At 55.5% G+C, this 17,559-nt stretch carries 12 protein-coding genes; 7 read left to right on the top strand and 5 right to left on the bottom strand.

Annotated features, from left to right (window positions below):
• Positions 1–632: lipid II:glycine glycyltransferase FemX (locus Tam1G_RS04085; protein WP_133124971.1), on the top strand; the 632-nt coding region annotated here is incomplete at its 5' end.
• A gap of 11 nt (positions 633–643) precedes the next feature.
• On the opposite strand, the gene smc is transcribed toward Tam1G_RS04085, so the two are convergent.
• A complete protein-coding gene (gene smc, locus Tam1G_RS04080) occupies positions 644–4,297 on the bottom strand; it encodes a chromosome segregation protein SMC (RefSeq protein WP_101625555.1) in 3,654 nt (1,217 codons plus the stop codon).
• Positions 4,298–4,309: 12 nt separating this feature from the next.
• The gene (locus Tam1G_RS04075) at positions 4,310–5,902 is read right to left on the bottom strand and encodes a bifunctional folylpolyglutamate synthase/dihydrofolate synthase (RefSeq protein WP_165781895.1); all 1,593 of its coding nucleotides are present in this window, start codon (positions 5,900–5,902) and stop codon (positions 4,310–4,312) included.
• Between the two features lie 1,120 nt (positions 5,903–7,022).
• On the opposite strand from Tam1G_RS04075, the gene Tam1G_RS04070 reads away from it, so the two are divergent.
• The 3 genes from Tam1G_RS04070 to Tam1G_RS04060 all read left to right on the top strand — a co-directional run bounded on the left by Tam1G_RS04070 (position 7,023) and on the right by Tam1G_RS04060 (position 10,297).
• Positions 7,023–7,997, top strand: a complete 975-nt coding sequence (locus tag Tam1G_RS04070) for a hypothetical protein (RefSeq protein WP_101625553.1) — start codon at positions 7,023–7,025, stop codon at positions 7,995–7,997.
• 124 nt (positions 7,998–8,121) lie between these two features.
• Positions 8,122–9,717, top strand: a complete 1,596-nt coding sequence (locus Tam1G_RS04065) for an aminopeptidase P family protein (protein ID WP_101625552.1) — start codon at positions 8,122–8,124, stop codon at positions 9,715–9,717.
• A 58-nt stretch (positions 9,718–9,775) separates the two neighbouring features.
• A complete protein-coding gene (locus Tam1G_RS04060) occupies positions 9,776–10,297 on the top strand; it encodes an NUDIX hydrolase (RefSeq protein ID WP_101625551.1) in 522 nt (173 codons plus the stop codon).
• Positions 10,298–10,408: 111 nt separating this feature from the next.
• Here the strand turns inward: Tam1G_RS04060 and Tam1G_RS04055 are convergent, their stop codons facing one another.
• Positions 10,409–11,689 carry an N-acetylglucosamine-6-phosphate deacetylase gene (locus Tam1G_RS04055; RefSeq protein WP_101625550.1) on the bottom strand — a complete coding sequence of 427 codons (1,281 nt, stop codon included), beginning with the start codon at positions 11,687–11,689 and terminating at the stop codon, positions 10,409–10,411.
• Positions 11,690–11,807: 118 nt separating this feature from the next.
• Positions 11,808–12,620: a glucosamine-6-phosphate deaminase gene (gene nagB, locus Tam1G_RS04050; RefSeq protein ID WP_033890049.1), complete on the bottom strand. Its 813-nt coding sequence runs from the start codon at positions 12,618–12,620 to the stop codon at positions 11,808–11,810.
• Positions 12,621–12,959: 339 nt separating this feature from the next.
• Between nagB and Tam1G_RS04045 the strand changes: the two genes are divergently transcribed.
• On the top strand, positions 12,960–14,084 hold the full coding sequence (locus Tam1G_RS04045; protein WP_101625549.1) for an ROK family protein: 1,125 nt from the start codon (positions 12,960–12,962) through the stop codon (positions 14,082–14,084).
• Between the two features lie 145 nt (positions 14,085–14,229).
• On the opposite strand, the gene Tam1G_RS04040 is transcribed toward Tam1G_RS04045, so the two are convergent.
• On the bottom strand, positions 14,230–15,144 hold the full coding sequence (locus Tam1G_RS04040; protein WP_101625548.1) for an ROK family protein: 915 nt from the start codon (positions 15,142–15,144) through the stop codon (positions 14,230–14,232).
• A 222-nt stretch (positions 15,145–15,366) separates the two neighbouring features.
• Between Tam1G_RS04040 and Tam1G_RS04035 the strand changes: the two genes are divergently transcribed.
• The gene (locus tag Tam1G_RS04035; protein ID WP_101625547.1) at positions 15,367–16,581 is read left to right on the top strand and encodes an ROK family transcriptional regulator; all 1,215 of its coding nucleotides are present in this window, start codon (positions 15,367–15,369) and stop codon (positions 16,579–16,581) included.
• Between the two features lie 67 nt (positions 16,582–16,648).
• The gene (locus Tam1G_RS04030; protein WP_033890044.1) at positions 16,649–17,545 is read left to right on the top strand and encodes a carbohydrate kinase family protein; all 897 of its coding nucleotides are present in this window, start codon (positions 16,649–16,651) and stop codon (positions 17,543–17,545) included.
• The last annotated feature ends 14 nt before the right edge of the window (positions 17,546–17,559 follow it).

Genomic DNA, 17,559 nt, shown 5'->3' with positions numbered 1-17,559 from the left:
CCTACGACTGGACGGTGGTCATCGACGTCACCGGCGGCGACGAGGCCATCCTGTCGCGCATGAAGCGCCGCGGCCGGCGCGACGTGCGCAAGGCGCTGCGCGAATGCCCCGCATCCGTGGCCGACGAGACCGGGCCCGCCATGTCCGATTTCTCCGAATACTACGACGTGATGCTCGAGACCGGCGAGCGGGACGGGTTCAAACCGGCCCCGCTCAAGGACTACCTCGACATGATCGAGGCGTTGGGCCCGGAGCACTGCCGCGTGTTCGCCGCGCGGATCGACGGCCGCGTGGTCGCATGGTCCATCGTCACCGTGAACGATACATGCGCCGTGCGCTATTACGCCGCGATGCGCGACTCGGCCATGCGCCTGCACGTCACCGACCGCCTCCTGTACGCGGAATGCTGCATGCTCGGCGGGCAGGGCGTCACCGACTACGACCTGATGGGCATCGGCTCCGATTTCGCTCCCTCGCTCAAAGGCCTGAACGAATTCAAAACCAAATTCACCGAGGAAACCACACCAGTCGCCCCAGCCCGCGACGTACCGATTCACCGCGGGTTCTACGCCGGATTAAAAACACTGCAGTCCATTCGTCATCAATTCGCCTCGGCCCAGCGCAAAGATTGACTTCGCTAGCGTTACTTGCCCCTATCGGCCAGTTTCTGACTAATGACAGCGGTCACACCATCAGCACGCATGGTTACGCCATAGAGCGCATCGGCAATGCTCATCGTGCGCTGCTGATGTGTGATGATGATGAGCTGCGCATGTTCGCGCAGCTCATTCAATGCATGAATCAATCTGGTGAGATTCACATCATCAAGAGCGGCTTCCACCTCATCCATCACATAGAACGGGCTGGGGCGTGCAGTAAAAATGGCGAACAGCAGAGCCAATGCGGTCAATGATCGTTCACCGCCAGACAGCAGGCTCAACTGCTTCACCCTCTTGCCGGCTGGGCTGGCCTCCACCAGCACGCCAGTGGTGAGCAAATCATCCGGATTCTCCAAGCGCAGCCGCCCGGTGCCGCCCGGAAACAGGGTGGCAAACACCTGTTGGAAAGCCTCCGCCGTATCCTCAAACGCGGACTTGAATACGGTAACCATTGTGGAATCAAGTTCCTTGATGAGCTGCATCAAATCATCACGCGACTTGACTACATCGTTACGCTGATCATTAAGATATTTGTTGCGTTCCTCAAGCGCCTCATATTCTTCGGTGGCCAGCGGATTAATCTTGCCCAAAGCAGCCAGATCACGGCGCGCTTTATCCAAACGTTTCTTCTGCTCCACACGGTTATACGGCACAGTTTGAAAGCGTTGTGCTTGGCTGTCTTCTCCTTCAGCTATCTCGTCGGAGTCAAGTGAGTCGTTGATTGGAACAGGATTGCCGTTATCGTCCAAAACCGGCACGGGCTGATCTGGGCCATATGCTTGCACCAGTTCTTCCAATGTCAGGCCGAGTTCGTCGGAGACTTTCTGCGTAAGTTGGCCTGCCTCCATAGCAAGACGTTCGCGATTCACATCCAACGTATGCTCGCGAGCTGTTAAATCGGTGACTCGCGGTTCGATGGCATTGCGCTGCGAACGTAGCATCTTCAGCTCTTCATCATGGCTTGAAGCCTCAGCTTGCAGACGATCACGCTCAGCTGCAATATCTTGCAGCGTGTCCGCCACCATTGCAACCACGCTGCGCGCATCTTGGGCCACGGTCTGCAAATGCGCGGCTTGTGCTCGCCGCTTGGTGTTCAATGCTTCGATATGGGCACGCCGCTGGGCCGCTTCTTTGGCGTTGTCCCGCAGCAATCCAGCTTGGCGATGCAGCGATTCGGCTTTGCGGGAAGCATCAGTCCAAGCGATTTTCGCTTCCACTTCATGCTCTCGGGCATGAGACAACGTCTGCTCAAGCTCATGCTCCCGCTTTTCCAAATCATTCCACTGTTCCTGCGCTGTGCCGGATTGTTGAGCGGATTCCAGAGCGCGATGAAGGTCATCGAGTTTCAGCTGATGTTCCTGGGCCTGCGACTGCATTCCGGCAATACGATGATCGAATTGCGTGACCTGCTTGTTCAGCGAATCGAGATGCTGTTGAGCTGACTGCAATGCTTTCTGCGCTTGCTGTGCGCGAAGCCTCAACTCGGTACGTTTGGAGGATTCCCTATCAACCGCTTGGGCGGCTTCATCCCGCTGTAATTTGGCTTGGGCTACTTGTTCGGCTGTCTGCTGTTCCTGGATTTCCAGTTGAGACGCCTGCGCCAATGCTTTATCTCGTTTAGCGGCCAACGCAAGATCGGATTGGGAGAGAGACGAACCGCCTACCGCGGCCACTCCCCTGCACAGCATTTCCCCTTGAGATGTTACCGCCCGTTCAGCTTTCCCGGATTCCACCATATGCTGCGCTTGAGCGAGACCGTCTGCCGCTATCGTATCGTTCAGCAACAGTCTTACCGCAGTTACCACATCATGTGCCGTAGCACTATCAGAAGCTTGAGGATTGACAGTGACCAGCGAATCAAGCCAACGTACAGCATGCTCGTCATCATCAGTCTCGGAATGACGGGCATTGGAACTCTCCGGCATCATCGATGCATGATTTGCCGTAATCATCACGGCCTTGCCGAGCTTGTCTTCGCGAGCACGTTCCAATGCGTGAAGCATACCGCTCGGCTCAGCTACCACCATCGCACTGGAAAACTGACCTAGCACATGGGCCACGGCCTCTTCCCAGCCTTCCTCCACATGAATGAAGTCGGTCAATCGACCTAGAACATGAGCGGATTCATCATGTTCCAGTTCACCGGAGGCGTTACGGCTCGCCAGCGTATCGGCAAGCGCATCGGCTTTAGCTTTCAAGGAAATAATCCGCGATTGCAACTCGCGCTGCGTATCCGATAATCCGTTCAGCGCGTCACGGCATCCAGCCAATGCAGCACGGGCCGTGTCCAAAGCTGCCCCATTATCATCTGAAATCGCTTCGGCTTGCTCGCGCAGAGCATTAAGCTGCTGCTGCTGCATCTCGTCACGCTGCTCAGTTGCCGTTTCACGCTGGCTCGTATAATCCTTGACTCTGCTGTGAGCTAACTGAGCCGCGGATTCTTCACGCGCAATCAGCTCGTGAAGCTTGGCAATGGCGGAATCCCGTTCCTGCGCGGTTTTGCGCAGTTCGGTCAATGTTTGGCGTACGGAAGCAAGCTGCTTCTCACTATCCGCGCGCTGTTCTGTGGCCTTGTCATAGGCCAGCCGGGCGTCAGATACCGACCTGTCCTGCGCTGTGGCCTGCTGTTCAAGCTCTTGCGCACGCGCATACAGCAAATCAGAATCCTCGCCCATATTGTTGACGATGCCGCTTGCCGTCGATCGCGCTCGTTCATCAGCAAGTTGTGCAAGAGCAAGCAATCGCTCCCGAGTCTGAGAAAAATCATGCCAGTACTGATTGGCTTGAGCAATGGCGGGGCTTGACTGGGAAGTCACGGATTCCACCTGCTCGATACGCACTTTTACTTGCGCCAATTCACGCTGGGCAGTCGCCAATTGAGCGCGCACTTCGCCGAGTTCCTTGCGCACGGTTGCTCGGCGAGTCATCGATTGCTGTGCATCCTCGGCATACAAACGAGACTGAGCATCGCGCACCGATACCTGAATCGCATCCGCCCTGCGGGAAATACGCGCCTGCCTGCCAAGTGGTCCCAGCTGGCGGTGCAATTCTCGAAGCAAATCATCCAAACGATTCAGATTTGATTCGGTATTAGCCAGTTTACGCAGGGCTCGTTCCTTACGCTTGCGATGCTTGAGAATGCCCGCAGCTTCCTCAATGAATGCTCGATGCCCGGATGGGTCGGCTTTGAGAATCGCATCCAATCGGCCTTGGCCCACAATCACATGCATCTGCTGGCCAAGACCCGTGTCCGAAAGCAGCTCCTGAATATCCAGCAGGCGGCAGACGGAACCGTTGATGGCGTATTCCGAACCACCGTTGCGGAAAATCGTGCGGGAAATCGTCACTTCCGTGTAATCGATATCCAGCGTGTGATCAGAATTATCGATGGTCAGGCTTACCTGGGCACGGCCCAATGGAGGTCTGGAGGACGTGCCTGCGAAGATCACATCCTCCATTGAAGTGCCTCTTAGATTCTTGGCACCCTGCTCACCCATGACCCAGGTCAGCGCATCGACGATATTCGACTTGCCTGACCCGTTCGGTCCTACAACCGCGGTAATTCCTGGCTCGAACCGCAAAGTCGTGGCCGAGGCAAAGGATTTGAAGCCGCGTAAGGTGAGCTCTTTAAGGTACATGAAGGCTGCCTGTCACTGACCTGCATTCGGATCGACGTTGTCGTCCGCAGACGTATCGTTTGCGCTGCCGGTGCCGGTTTTACCAAGACCGAGCACATCGAACACATCGAAATCATCAGGGCTGACCTGATTGTCGAGCGTATCAGCTTCATCATCATCAGCGTTCGAATCATCAGGATCGACCACCGGCTGGTGGATGTTCATGGCCTGCTGCATAGTCGGGCTTGCATGCTCCTCAAGCATCGTGCGAGCATCACCAGCGGTGACGAAGCTGCCACAGATGAGCACACCGTGGCCATAGCCCACGCCCAGCTCATCTTCGGCATCGACCATGTTGACGGCGGTCTGGATGGCATCGGGCAGGTTCGGTTCCTTGATTACGCGGTCGCGGCCGAACACGTCTACGGCAATCTTTTCCAGATCATCGGCAGACATCACACGGTCACGCCAAGAGTTTTCGGTAACCACCACAGAGCTCAAAATCGGCTCAAGCACACCGAGATATTCCTCGACCTGCTTGTCGCGCATCATGGCAACCACGCCAACCAGCTGCTTGAAGTCGTAGCTTTCCTCGATGGCCTTGCGCAGTGCTTCGGCGGCATTCACGTTGTGGCCACCATCCAGAATGATGGTCGGCGAGGTACGAATCTGCTCAATGCGGCCAGGAATCTTAACCGAGCTCAACGCCTCAGCCACCAAATCGCCATCCAACGGGCCGTTGACCGGAATCACTACTTCAGCGGCGGCGAGCGCGGCGAGCGCATTGTGGGCCTGATGTTCGCCGAATTTAGCGATCGGCACACCCTCATAAGTGCCATTCGGCGTAGTGAGCGTGGCAACCTGGCCACCCACTGCCGGCATACGGTCGGACACTGTCATCTCGTAACCGTCACGCACCAGCGTGGCGTGGTTACGGGCGGCGGCCTCTTCAATAATCGGCATTACAGCTTCCTCATGCGGCTGCGGACCGATAATCGCGGTGCAGCCGGGCTTGATGATGCCCACCTTCTCGCTGGCGATTTTCTCGACCGTGTTTCCCAGCCACTGCATATGGTCCATGTCAACCGGGCCGATGATCGCGGCATCGGCGTTAATCACATTGGTGGCGTCCCATGCGCCGCCCATGCCGACCTCTACGATGGCCACATCAACCGGCGCGTCGGCAAACTTCCAGATAGCCATGGCAGTGAGCACTTCGAAGAAGCTCATCTTCGGCTTGCCTTGCTCCACCATTTTGGCGTCTACCAGTGCCACCAGATCCTTGGTCTGATCCCAAATATCAATGAAGTCGTCATCGGAGAGCTGCTGGCCGTCAATGCAGATGCGTTCATTGACTCGCTCCAGATGCGGCGACGTGTACAGACCGGTACGCATGCCATAGGCGCGGCAGATGGCTTCAGCCATGCGCGCGGTGGAGCCTTTGCCGTTGGTTCCTGTCACATGAATCACACGGAACGACTGCTCGGGGTGTCCCAGCAGATCGAGCATCAGGTTCATGCGGTCCAGGTCGAGGTTCGTGGTGTTGTGTTCCGGCGGCCGGCTCATAATATCCAGCTCGACGTCTCGCATTGTCTCATTGTTCCTATTCGGATGCTCGAATGACATGCACTTACTCCCTCTCTGCATCATTGGCGCGTTGCGCGCTCAGCCTTTGCGCGAACTGCTCTTGGCCCGTGCTGTGGCATTGCCCGTTTCATCGTTGGCTTGCTCAGAACGTGTCTGCAAACGTATCCGCAGCCATTCCATTCCAAACATGATGTTCCAAGCGAAAACTTCCACCATATTAATCGTCGGGGTCTATAGGATGCGGCATTGCGCTTTCATTCCGCACTCAGTGAATCTGCCATATGCTTTTGGCTGCCGTGATTTATCTACAAAGCGCATTCGCTGGCCATGCTGAGAACCTGCCCAAGGACGGCGCGACCGTCATCGAATGATTGCCTTCGCCTTTATAGGCGAATGGCGAGCGCGGTCTATTATCCACATACGAAGAAACACAGGGCCGCGCAGAAACCGTATAGGGCAACGCACTATATATATCCAACAAACGAAGTCGCAGAAGTCATACGGACACCCCCTGCCCGCTTTACATCACTAAAACGTGTCAGCGAAGTCATCAAGCCAATGGTGGCAAAAGAACTGCACTCAATGATTCTTATTGCCGGTATCAGTCCAGAACATGCCCAGACCACTTCATTCAGCCGTTCAGCGATGTTACGATGCCACTCCCTGTCCACTCAGCATCATGCGTTATAGCTCAGTGTAGTTTTACGGCCAATCGATGGAGCTTTAGCATCGGAATCGTGAATACCTAACAACCAAGACCCCTTCCGCAGCTCCTCTTCTTGCCGCTAACACTTCATTCCAAGACCAAAAACCGCAAAATCGAAGTCACCGTACCACCATTTGTCCAGACAGTTTCTGTGCAAAGAAGTCATCAGCAATCGTATGCCCACTAGCCATCTTTCTACCCATCCATCTTTCATATCAGCGTAGTTAGAGTCCCACCATATGGCGCAAGCATCTCACGCAAACATTTGTCCGAACCGTCGGCATAAAACCTTTAATGAACAAACCAATGTGGATAACTCATATACATCATCGAAACTGGACAGAGGCTTGATATTTCAACGATTTCAAAGCAACGATAATCGCAAGCACAAGCTCGAACCACATTACTTAAATTTCGGCCTCACGCCCCACCATTTCCTCTACCGTTAATGGCATGAAAACACACAAAGCAATTGCCCAAATTCTTCGTACAGCCCAGAATGAGCACCGATGCGCATATTCCACGATTCCCTCAGAGCAACTTGCGCTGCAACGACGTGCCCAAGCCGGCGAACTTATCAACACCTATCGTGGTTCACCATCGTTATATGCAGAGCAACAGTACTGGAATGCACTAACCCCTCCTGACCAAACACTGCATATTGCAAAGGCTCTTGCAATAGCTCATCCAAACTGGGTTTTCGGAGGATTGGTTGCGGCCAGCGCATACGGTTTCGAACATCAATGGTGTCTCCATGATGGTTCGGTGTCTATTATGACGCAAAATCACGGCAGCGAACAGCGTCATCCGCGATTAAAACGCGTATACATGCCTCAGGCCTCTTCTTTGGCGATGCGAGATTCAGTAACTGGATTGTTGCTTGCACCTCCAGCTCATACACTCATCGAATGCGCGCGTACCTACGATTTTCGATTTGCCCTACCGTTCTTTGATTCTGCGTTTGCGCAAGGAATCTCGTCCGAACAAGTCCTCACCGCATGCAGTACGCTACGCACTGACTGCACCCCCATTTTCCGTCTGTTGCAACAGGCAAATTCTCGCAGCGAGAACGGTGGCGAATCGTTGATGCGCGGCACGATTTATGAAGAACAATTCGTCATGCCTAGAATTCAGGTCCCGGTTAAAGATCCGCAAACAGGAACTAACTATCGCGTAGATTTTGTCTGGAGACTGGATGATGGACGCATCATAGTAGCTGAATATGATGGTACTGAAAAATACATCAATCCTGATATGACCAATAACCGCAGCATTCAGCAAGTAGTTGCCAAAGAGCGAGAACGAGATGCCGGATTGCATCGTGCGGGAGCCAGCGATGTGGTTCATCTTTCGTTTTCGGAAGTATACGATCGGATTCCGTTGCGAATAAAACTGCTAAAAGCCGGCATACCCTTGCGCAGTAATTGAATAATGCCACTGCATCCACTCGCATGCTCGTAAATCCGCAAAATCTACGGGGAGCATGCACCAAACGAATTCGAACGACTAGTATGGGAGCGGTAACATGAGCCTTCTTTCATAAGGAGTATCGATGGGTGAGGTAGTCACCGAGAAAGATAAGGAATACGAGGCAGAGGAACGCAAGAGCGCTCCGGGCAGCGATCAGGCCATGAGCGACCGCGTGAACAATCGTTCGCTACGTCCGCGCTCCGAAGCCTTCAAGGACTTCATGAAGTCCGGCTGGGCCGATGATGAGCCGGAAATCGAACCGTTGGAATCCTCCAAGTTCACTCCGGCTCGTCTCGCTGCTCTTGGTAAGGCCTTCCCCGGTGAGCGCCTGGTGATTCCTGCCGGTCAGCCGAAGGTACGTAATAATGATTGCGATTACATGTTCCGTCCGGATACTGCTTTCGCTTATTACACTGGCCTCGGCGTGGATTATGAGGCGGGTGCCGTGCTGGTGCTGAACCCGGTGGATCCGGATTCCGGGGAAGCCAAGGCCGGCCAGACCCATACGCCGGAATTGTTCGTAGCCCCGCGTGCCGACAACTCCACCACTGATTTCTTCATGAACCCGCATTATGGCGAATACTGGGTTGGCCCGCGCGCTGGTCTGAAGGAAATGACGGCTATGACCGGCATCGAAACGCATGACATCGCTCAGCTGGCTGATGCATTGAGCAAGGATGTCGGCGCCGAGGCGGGTGCCGTTCGCGTGCGTGTGATGCGTGAGACCGATCCGCAGATCACTTCGCTGGTCGAATCCATCCGCGAGGCCAATGGCGCTGCCGACCCCGATAAGAATGCTGCCGCCGATGACAAGCTGTACGAGTTCACGTCTGAAGCCCGCATGGTGAAGGATTCCTATGAGATCAATGAAATGCGCAAGGCTGTGGACGCCACCAAGCATGGTTTCGACCGTCTGCTGAGCGCACTGCCGGCAGCATTGGATAAGCCGCGTTCCGAGCGTATTCTCGAAGGCGCGTTCAACGCGGTGTCCCGCGAATTGGGCAACGCTGTTGGCTACGACTCCATTGTGGCTTCCGGCCCCCACGCTCCGATCTTGCATTGGATGCGCAACACTGGTGTGGTGAAGACCGGCGATATGCTGCTCGTGGATGCCGGTGTGGAAGTTGATTCTCTCTACACGGCTGATATCACCCGTACGTTCCCGACCAACGGTAAGTTCACCGATTTGCAGAAGCGCCTATATCAGGCCGTGTTGGATTCCCAGCAGGCTGGTTTTGAGGCCGCTAAGCCGGGTGCCACCTATTCCGATATCCATCATGCCTGCATGCGCGTCATCGCTGAGCGTCTGCATGATTGGGGCCTATTGCCGGTGAGCGTTGAGGAATCGCTCTCCCCTGAAGGTCAGCAGCATCGCCGTTGGTTGGCTTGCGGCGTGGCTCATCATCTTGGTCTTGATGTGCACGATTGTGCTCAGGCTCGCTTCGAGGCTTATCAGGGTGCTCCGATTCGCCCGGGCATGATCTTCACCATCGAGCCTGGTCTGTACTTCCGTGAGGATGACCTGCTGATTCCACCGGAGTACCGCGGCATTGGCATTCGTATTGAAGACGATGTGTTGATGACCGAGAACGGTCCGGAATGGATTTCCGCTGGCATTCCGAAGCAAATCGACGAAGTCGAGCAGTGGATGTCCGACCGAGCAGCCGCTGCCAAGTAATTGTCATTTCGGCTCCCCTCGGCGAGGGGAGCCATTTTTGCATAGGAAGGTGGCAGTCATGCCAACACCGGAATTTGTATTAGAGCTACGCAAAAAAATCGGCCATGATCTCCTGTGGCTCATTGGTGTAACCGGTTATGTGCTGAACGATGAGGGTCAACTGCTGCTGGGCCGCCGTTCGGATACCGGCGAATGGGCAATGGTCTACGGCATCAACGAGCCCGGCGAACAGCCAGCCGATACCGTAGTGCGAGAAATCAAGGAAGAAACCGGCGTTGACGCCATTGTCACCGATTTGGTGGCTGTAACCTCCTCGAACAAGGTGCTGACTTACGCCAATGGCGATAACACCATGTATATGGATCATTCCTTCCTCTGCAAGGTGAAGCCAGGCGGCAATGACAAACCATTTGTTGGCGACGAGGAAAGTCTTAACGTCGGCTGGTTTGACTTGGATGCACTCCCCCAACCGCTCGCGGCAAGCACCGCCGAGCGCCTGCAACTGTTCAACCGTTATTTCGAGAATAAGCGGAACGGTGATTCGCACGCACTGTTCGTCTTTGACGGCGTGCAGCACTGATTCAATTTCGAGACAACGCGCTCAACAAAGAAGCCGTGGCATGGTTCTTTCCAGAAAAAGAACCGTGCCACGGCTTTTTCATATCACTAGATCAAGTGAGCGCAACAAACCTTATTTGACCTTGCGGCCCGCGCACCATACCTGTTCGACCTTCCAACTGCTTGGGTCGATGAGGTTGAAGTCTGCAGCAAAACCAGGAGCAAGCAGACCAATCGGTGCGCCGATAACATCATTGGGCTTGTCGAAACCAAATGCCTTGGCCGGCGTCAATGTGGCAGCCTCGACGGCAGCCACCGGGCTGATGCCCAATTCGTTTACCGCACGGCTGACGGCACCTTCCAGCAAAAGCGTCGAACCAGCAATCGCCCCATTGGAGACGAGTCGTGCATGGCCATCGACCACGTTCACATCCAATGCGCCTAACTTATAGGCTCCATCGGGGCAGTCCGTGGCGGCCATCGCATCGGTGACGAATGCAATGCGATGCGGCGCGAACCCGAAACCAAGTTTGACCATCGGGTTCTGTACATGGAATCCATCGTTGATGAGTTCGATGGTGACGCGAGGGTCTTCCACAGCGGCCGGAATCGGGCCTGGTTCACGGTGATGCAATCCGTTCATCGCATTGAACATGTGCGTCATGATGCCGGCTCCAGCATTGAATCCAGCTTGGGCCTTCTCATAGTCGGCATCGCAATGGCCTACTGCCGGCACCACGCCTGCCGCCGCAAATTGGCTGATTGCACTCAAACCGTGAGGCAGTTCAGGAGCGATGGTGATCTGACGAATGCAACCGAGTTTGCCGTGCGAAGCATCGGAGCCCGAAGCTTCAAGCATCTCATCGACGATTTCAGGCACCGGATCCTTCAAACAATTCGGATCATGAGCGCCTTTGCGGGCGAGCGCCAAGAACGGCCCTTCCAGATGGCATCCAAGAATATCCGGGCGACCGGAGGCCATTTTGTCCGCCACCGTACGGATGTTGCGGCAAATCACGTCAAGCGGATTGGTGATCAGCGACAGCACTTGACGCGTGGTGCCATGCACCGCGTGACCGGCTCGCGCCACATCAATACCATCGGAACCATCATCGAAGCTTTTCTCCCAAGCACCATGCGCATGAATATCCACATATCCTGGGGCGAGGATTCTTCCGGCAGCGTCCAGTACCGCTTCACCATCCGGCTCAATGCCCGCTGCTGCGCAAGATTTGGCAAACGCCTGTTCATCGGTTCCGGTCGCCGTGATAACACCATTGGCATCGGATACCACCCAATAGCCGGACTGTTCGCCGCAGGCGTCCACCTTACGCGCATTGCAGATTGCCACCGGCGACGGCTTGCCCTCCAGCGCCGCGGTTACGCGAGATACGATCTCTTGCCTATCAGCCATTTATGCTTTCCCTCGATTCATCCCTGCGGGTTCAATGCTCCATTGGGTCCCATTGAACCCGATTGAATAGTAGGGCTCCCCTCCATCAGAAGAAGGGGAGCCTCAATATTCAGTCGGATCAGATACCCTGCCAAGCCGGCTTGTGCGTGTAAGCGTAACGGTAGTAATCCTTATGACGCAGACGGCTTGCGGCCTCCTCATCCACAATAATCGTGGCATGCGGATGCATCTGCAGTGCGGATGCCGGGCAGAATGCGGACACGCCACCTTCTACGGTTTCCTCGATGGCCTCTGCCTTGCCGGCGCCAAACGCCAACAGCACCAGATGGCGAGCCTTCATGATGGTGCCGATGCCCTGCGTAATGCAGTGAGTTGGCACCTGATTGATGTCGTTATCAAAGAATCGTGCGTTATCGATACGAGTCTGCTCAGCCAAGGTCTTCACACGGGTGCCGGAAGCCAGCGAAGAGCCAGGCTCGTTGAATCCAACATGACCATCCGTACCGATGCCCAAGATCTGCACATCGATACCACCCGCTGCTTCGATAGCGGCATCATAGGCAGGGCCGGCACCGGCAACCTTCTCACCGTCTTCAAGCGGAGTGCCGTTGAGCACATCTCCAGGTACGTGCACCTTTGCGGGATCAAGGCCCAGCGGCTCTACCACGGTGCGGTGGATAGTCGCATGATAGGACTCAGGATGGGTCAGCGGCAGGCCAATGTACTCATCCAGTGCGAAGCCCTGCACCTGGGACACGTCAATGGATTCATCCTTGACAATCTTGGCGAGTGAACGGTATGCAGCCAGAGGGCTGGAACCAGTGGCCAAGCCCAGAACGGCATTCGGCTTGGCTTTAATCAGGTCGGCCACGCAACGTCCGTAGATGTCGCCGGCTTCAGCCTCATTCTTCACAATGATGATCTCAGGCATTGTTACTTTCCTTCATCCGTGACCTGTTGCATGCAGGCCTTGTGCAGTTTTACCGCATCCGGGGTTGTTGGCAACTTCTTTGTCACATCCCGCGATGCACCGTGGATCGCATACCTATCGATATATCGAACCAGCTATTTGTTAATAGTACTTACAATTTTGGACTTAGCCACATACGGTGTTTTTGAAATGTCTTCAGCCCGAGCTGCGGTACACTGGAAATAGTTAGTGAAGTTTCATAACAGATTCAACGGTGAGTGAACTTCAACGCGCAAAACAGAACATATGCAACGAGCATTGCATGCTCCGGAGCGCATGTTCATCCAGACAGGAGGAATAATGTCACTCTTTGGAGCCGCCTCGCCATCACACAGCCAGTCAGCCAAATCGTCGCCTGCGGATGTGCGCCGCAATAATCGCCAGCTTATTTTTTCTTTGCTGTTCCCTACCAATCAGTATTCACGCGCCGACCTTGGCCGACTCACCGGCCTGAGTCGAGTAGCAGTTTCCGATGTGGTGGGCCAAATGCTGGACGAAGGACTTCTGCGTGAAACTGGTCAAGCGCCAAGTGGCGGCAAAGGCAAGCGTGGCACCCTGCTCAGCATTGATATCGACCGCCTGAATATCGTCAGCCTTGATTTGACTCAGGACCATATGCTTCACGGTGCGGTTACCAACCTTCTGGGGCAGGCGTTGCGCCATGCGGAAATCACGCTTGGAGCCGGAGAACGGGTCACGCTGGAGATGATCGGCGAACTTATCGAAAAAATGATGAGCATGGCCGAGGGCACCGTCATCGGCGTGGGCATCGCCTCCCCCGGCGTGGTGGACGGCGGCGTGGTCAAGCGATCCACTTGGCTCGACTGGCACGATATGGACCTTTCCACTCCTCTTCAGGAACGATTTGGCATCAACGTCACTGTGACCAACGATGCCACCGCGGCCATGCTGACCGAACGATTCTTCGGCCAAGGCGATAAGAACATGATTTTCGTACGCATTGAAAGCGGCATTGGCTCAGCCATTCTCATCAATGACACGCCAGTCAAGGGAGAGATGCATGCGGCGGGCGAAATCGGACATATTTCCATCGACCTCAACGGTCCTGAATGCCCCTGCGGCAAGCGCGGATGTCTGGAAACCATGATTTCCGACAACGCATTGCGCAAGCAGCTCGTTCACGCCGACGAGCAGCAGAAGGTATCGATTCTCGCTCAAGCCGGGCAACATCTCGGTCAAGCGCTTTCCATGCCGGTCGGTTTGCTTGATATGGCGGATGTCTGCGTGTATGGCCAACCGGATATCGTCAATGCAACGTTCATCGATGCGGCTCAGCAGTATCTTGACGCCAGCACATCCTCAACGTTCCACAAGCACACTATTATTCGCCGCTGCGAATGCGGATCGGATATCACCGTGCAGGGCGAGGCGATTGCCGTGCTCGTGCATTATCTGAGCCAGTGAGGCGCCGACAACCCTACTCAACTGCCGTCGCGCATGAACCATAACGAATAATCAAGGGGCTGGCTCCGCATAATTGATATGCGGAGCCAGCCCCTTGTCGTTAAGTAAAACTGTTTACAACGGTTCGCTGTATGCAATCTGCAGATCAAGCGGCAACAGCAGCGCCAATGGCACCAACAGGCTGATCCAACGGAGCCAAACGCAAACGGCTTGAAAGATCCAGCGATGCGAGGAATCGGCATTGCGATTCCCTGCGTCGCAGTTCAGCAGTGATGACTTCGACCAACGGATCGCCGGTCTTAGCCATGCCGCCACCCAGAATAATCACTGAAGGATCCATAGACTGCGCCACAATCTGAATGGTATCGCCGATAGCGCGCACCACCATATCCAGCACGTCCACAGCCTTCGCCTCACGCTTCTTGGCACGACGAATCAGATCAGGCATCGCCGGATCGGCCGACGGCCAAAGCCTTGCCACGGAAGCGCCGGAGCATACGGTCTCCAGGCAGCCATACTGGCCGCAAGGGCACTTGAGGCGGTGCGGCTCCACCGGAATATGGCCAACCTCACCGGCCGCACCACTCGCACCATGCAGCAGCACACCATCCTGCACCAGGCCAGCCGCAAGACCGGTGCCGAAATTAAGGAATGCCACAACACCGGGCAGACTTGTTCCCCCACCCAGCACCGTGGCAGCGCCAAGAGCGGCCGCATTCACATCGTTCTCAACATGAGTCGGCACGCCGGTACGCTGCGCCACCAGCGGACCCATATCCAGCGAAGTCACCTCAAGGTTGACAATATTGTCGACATGCCCGGAAACAAAGTCCACTTGTCCGGGAGTGCCAATGCCGATGCTTGCCACTTGGCTGAAGTCGTCATCACACACCTGCCCCGCAACAGCAGCGATGTCTTCAATCACGGCATCTTCGCCGTGACGGGCCGGTATTCTCGCGGTACGTACCACGCGGCCCAGCTCATCGATCAAAGCCGCTTCGATCTTGGTGCCGCCCACATCAACGCCGATACGCAATTTGTTCGAGGTCTGTTCACTCATTACTCGCTCCTTTTGTTCTCCGTTGAACGCTGTGTGTTATCAGTGTGCCCTAGAGTATTGACAACCTTCTTAACAAATTAGCAGACGGCGCCAAATATTTCGACACGCCGAACCGCTGGGTTGATTGCGTGAATCAATTAACGTCGTTAATATCTTAATCAAGTTCAGATTCAAAGACGAGCGGACGAGATTACTCGCAACGCGGCAGGACAAGGAGGATTCATGGCACTTGAAGCCAAGCAAGCTACTTCACAAGCCAGCGTTTCCGAATCCAACCGTTCCCGCATTCTCCAGCACCTGTACCACAACGGCATCAGCTCCCGAGCACAAATCGCCAAAGCATTGGATTTGACGCCAGCGGCAATCACCAAGATCACCGCCCGACTCATCGAAGCCGGAGTCATTGAAGAGACCGGCGATATTGAGGGGTCCAAGAACCGCCGCTCCATCGGCCTCGAGCTCGACACCACCCGTTTCCATATCATCGGCGTAAAATTCGCCCGTTCACTGGTGCAAATCGGAGTATTCGACCTGTGTGGCAATGCGCTTCATCTGGAAACGCTGCCAACCGTATACGACAACACCATTGACGACACCATCGTTATCATTCATCAGCGTTTGACCCAGCTTCTCAACGAAGATACTTCCATCGTGGCCATCGGTATGGCTGTACCGGGCCCGTATCTGCGCAATGAAGGTCGCACCGCCGTCGTTTCCAGCATGCAGGGTTGGCGCAGAATCAACTTCATCAACGAATTCGCCTCCGCCTTCCACGTACCGCTGTTCATCGAACAGGATGCTCGCGCAGGTGCTTTGGCTCATTTCCTGTTCGATCCGGCCGTTCACACCAGCGACAATCTCGCCTACTATCTCGTGGGCGAAGGCGTTGGTCTCGGCGTTATCGAAAACGGACGTCTTATCAACGGATTCCTTGGCGCCGCCACCGAAATCGGTCATATCTCCGTGGATGTGAACGGACGCCCCTGCGACTGCGGCAATATCGGCTGCCTCGAACGTTACTGCTCCACCCCGGCCATTCACAATATGCTCATCGAAGATGGCGTGCTGGTTCCGGGAGCTGCAGACATGACCCATACCGATGCCACGCGCGCCTTGTTCGCACAGGCAAAGGCCGGCAACGAGCAGGCCATCAGCATGGTGCGCAGCATCGCGCGGTATGTAGGCTATGGCTGCGTCACTATTTTCAACGGCTTTAATCCCAAGCACATCATCATCGGAGACATCGTATCCGAAGCCGGACCGATGTTCCTTGAAGAGGTGCTCAGCACGGTGGAAGAACGGTCCATCCCGGAAATCTATAACACCACGTCCATCACACTGTCCACGTTGTCTGCAGATGCCGCCGTCTCCGGTGCAGCTGCCGTGGCGGTCACTCAATTTTTGGAACATCCTTCGATGTTCTTTGATGTCTCCTGAACCAAGACATCAACAGTGAAATTTCCATACGGAATCACACCAAGAAGAAATAAGGAAAGGAACCATCATGTCCAACCCAATCGTTCTGAGCCTCGGTGAGCTGCTGTGGGATATGCTGCCTGGCGGCAAGCGTGCTGGTGGCGCTCCGGTGAACTTCGCCTACCATGCAATGAAGAATGGTGCCGAAGGCTGGGCTATCAGCGCCGTCGGTGAGGACGAGCTCGGCGACGAGCTGGTTGCCAAGGCGGACGAAGCTGGCATCAACACCGTCATCCAGCGCAACGCTTGGCCGACCTCCACCGTTGAGGTTGCCCTGAAGAACGGCATCCCGGAGTACACCATCGTCAAGGGTGTTGCTTGGGATCACATTCTGTACACCCGTCAGCTCATCGACGTGGTCTCCAAGGCCGACGCCATCTGCTTCGGTACCCTGGCTCTGCGCTCCCCTGAGACCCACGCCACCATCATGGAGCTCCTGAAGCACACCAAGCCGGGTGCCATGAAGTTCTTCGACATCAACCTGCGTGGTGACCACTACTCCAAGGAACTCATCGAAGAGCTGCTGAAGGCCGCAACCGTCTTCAAGATCAACGATGAAGAGCTGCTGCTCCTGCGCGACATGTTCGACATTCGCGGCACCTCCGGTGAGGACGCTTGCCGTTGGTTCCTCGACGAGTTCGATCTCGACTACGTGATCCTGACCGCTGGCTCCGCCTACTCCACCGTGATCTCCCGCAAGGGCGAGTCCTCCACCTTGGACACCCCGCACGTCGAGGTTGTGGACACCGTTGGCGCTGGCGACTCCTTCTCCGGCACCTTCACCGCACGCACCCTGCTGGGCGACTCCCTGTCGGACGCCCACCGCAAGGCCGTCAACACTGCTGCATTCGTCTGCACCCAGGCTGGCGCTTGGCCGGACTACCCGACCGAGATGACCGACTACCTCGCCAACGAAGGCAAGTGATTCCACGCTTCAGC

Source organism: Bifidobacterium imperatoris (assembly GCF_002860405.1).
Taxonomy (GTDB): Bacteria; Actinomycetota; Actinomycetes; order Actinomycetales; family Bifidobacteriaceae; genus Bifidobacterium; species Bifidobacterium imperatoris.
Note: the sequence above shows the minus strand (reverse complement) of the source record. Positions and strands in the feature narration are given on the sequence as shown.

Excerpts from the sequence above, each read along its gene's own strand:
- smc (WP_101625555.1), bottom strand. The coding sequence starts at position 4,297 with ATGTACCTTAAAGAGCTCACCTTACGCGGCTTCAAATCCTTTGCCTCG.
- Tam1G_RS04075 (WP_165781895.1), bottom strand. The coding sequence starts at position 5,902 with ATGTCATTCGAGCATCCGAATAGGAACAATGAGACAATGCGAGACGTC.
- Tam1G_RS04070 (WP_101625553.1), top strand. The coding sequence starts at position 7,023 with ATGAAAACACACAAAGCAATTGCCCAAATTCTTCGTACAGCCCAGAAT.
- Tam1G_RS04065 (WP_101625552.1), top strand. The coding sequence starts at position 8,122 with ATGGGTGAGGTAGTCACCGAGAAAGATAAGGAATACGAGGCAGAGGAA.
- Tam1G_RS04060 (WP_101625551.1), top strand. The coding sequence starts at position 9,776 with ATGCCAACACCGGAATTTGTATTAGAGCTACGCAAAAAAATCGGCCAT.
- Tam1G_RS04055 (WP_101625550.1), bottom strand. The coding sequence starts at position 11,689 with ATGGCTGATAGGCAAGAGATCGTATCTCGCGTAACCGCGGCGCTGGAG.
- nagB (WP_033890049.1), bottom strand. The coding sequence starts at position 12,620 with ATGCCTGAGATCATCATTGTGAAGAATGAGGCTGAAGCCGGCGACATC.
- Tam1G_RS04045 (WP_101625549.1), top strand. The coding sequence starts at position 12,960 with ATGTCACTCTTTGGAGCCGCCTCGCCATCACACAGCCAGTCAGCCAAA.
- Tam1G_RS04040 (WP_101625548.1), bottom strand. The coding sequence starts at position 15,144 with ATGAGTGAACAGACCTCGAACAAATTGCGTATCGGCGTTGATGTGGGC.
- Tam1G_RS04035 (WP_101625547.1), top strand. The coding sequence starts at position 15,367 with ATGGCACTTGAAGCCAAGCAAGCTACTTCACAAGCCAGCGTTTCCGAA.
- Tam1G_RS04030 (WP_033890044.1), top strand. The coding sequence starts at position 16,649 with ATGTCCAACCCAATCGTTCTGAGCCTCGGTGAGCTGCTGTGGGATATG.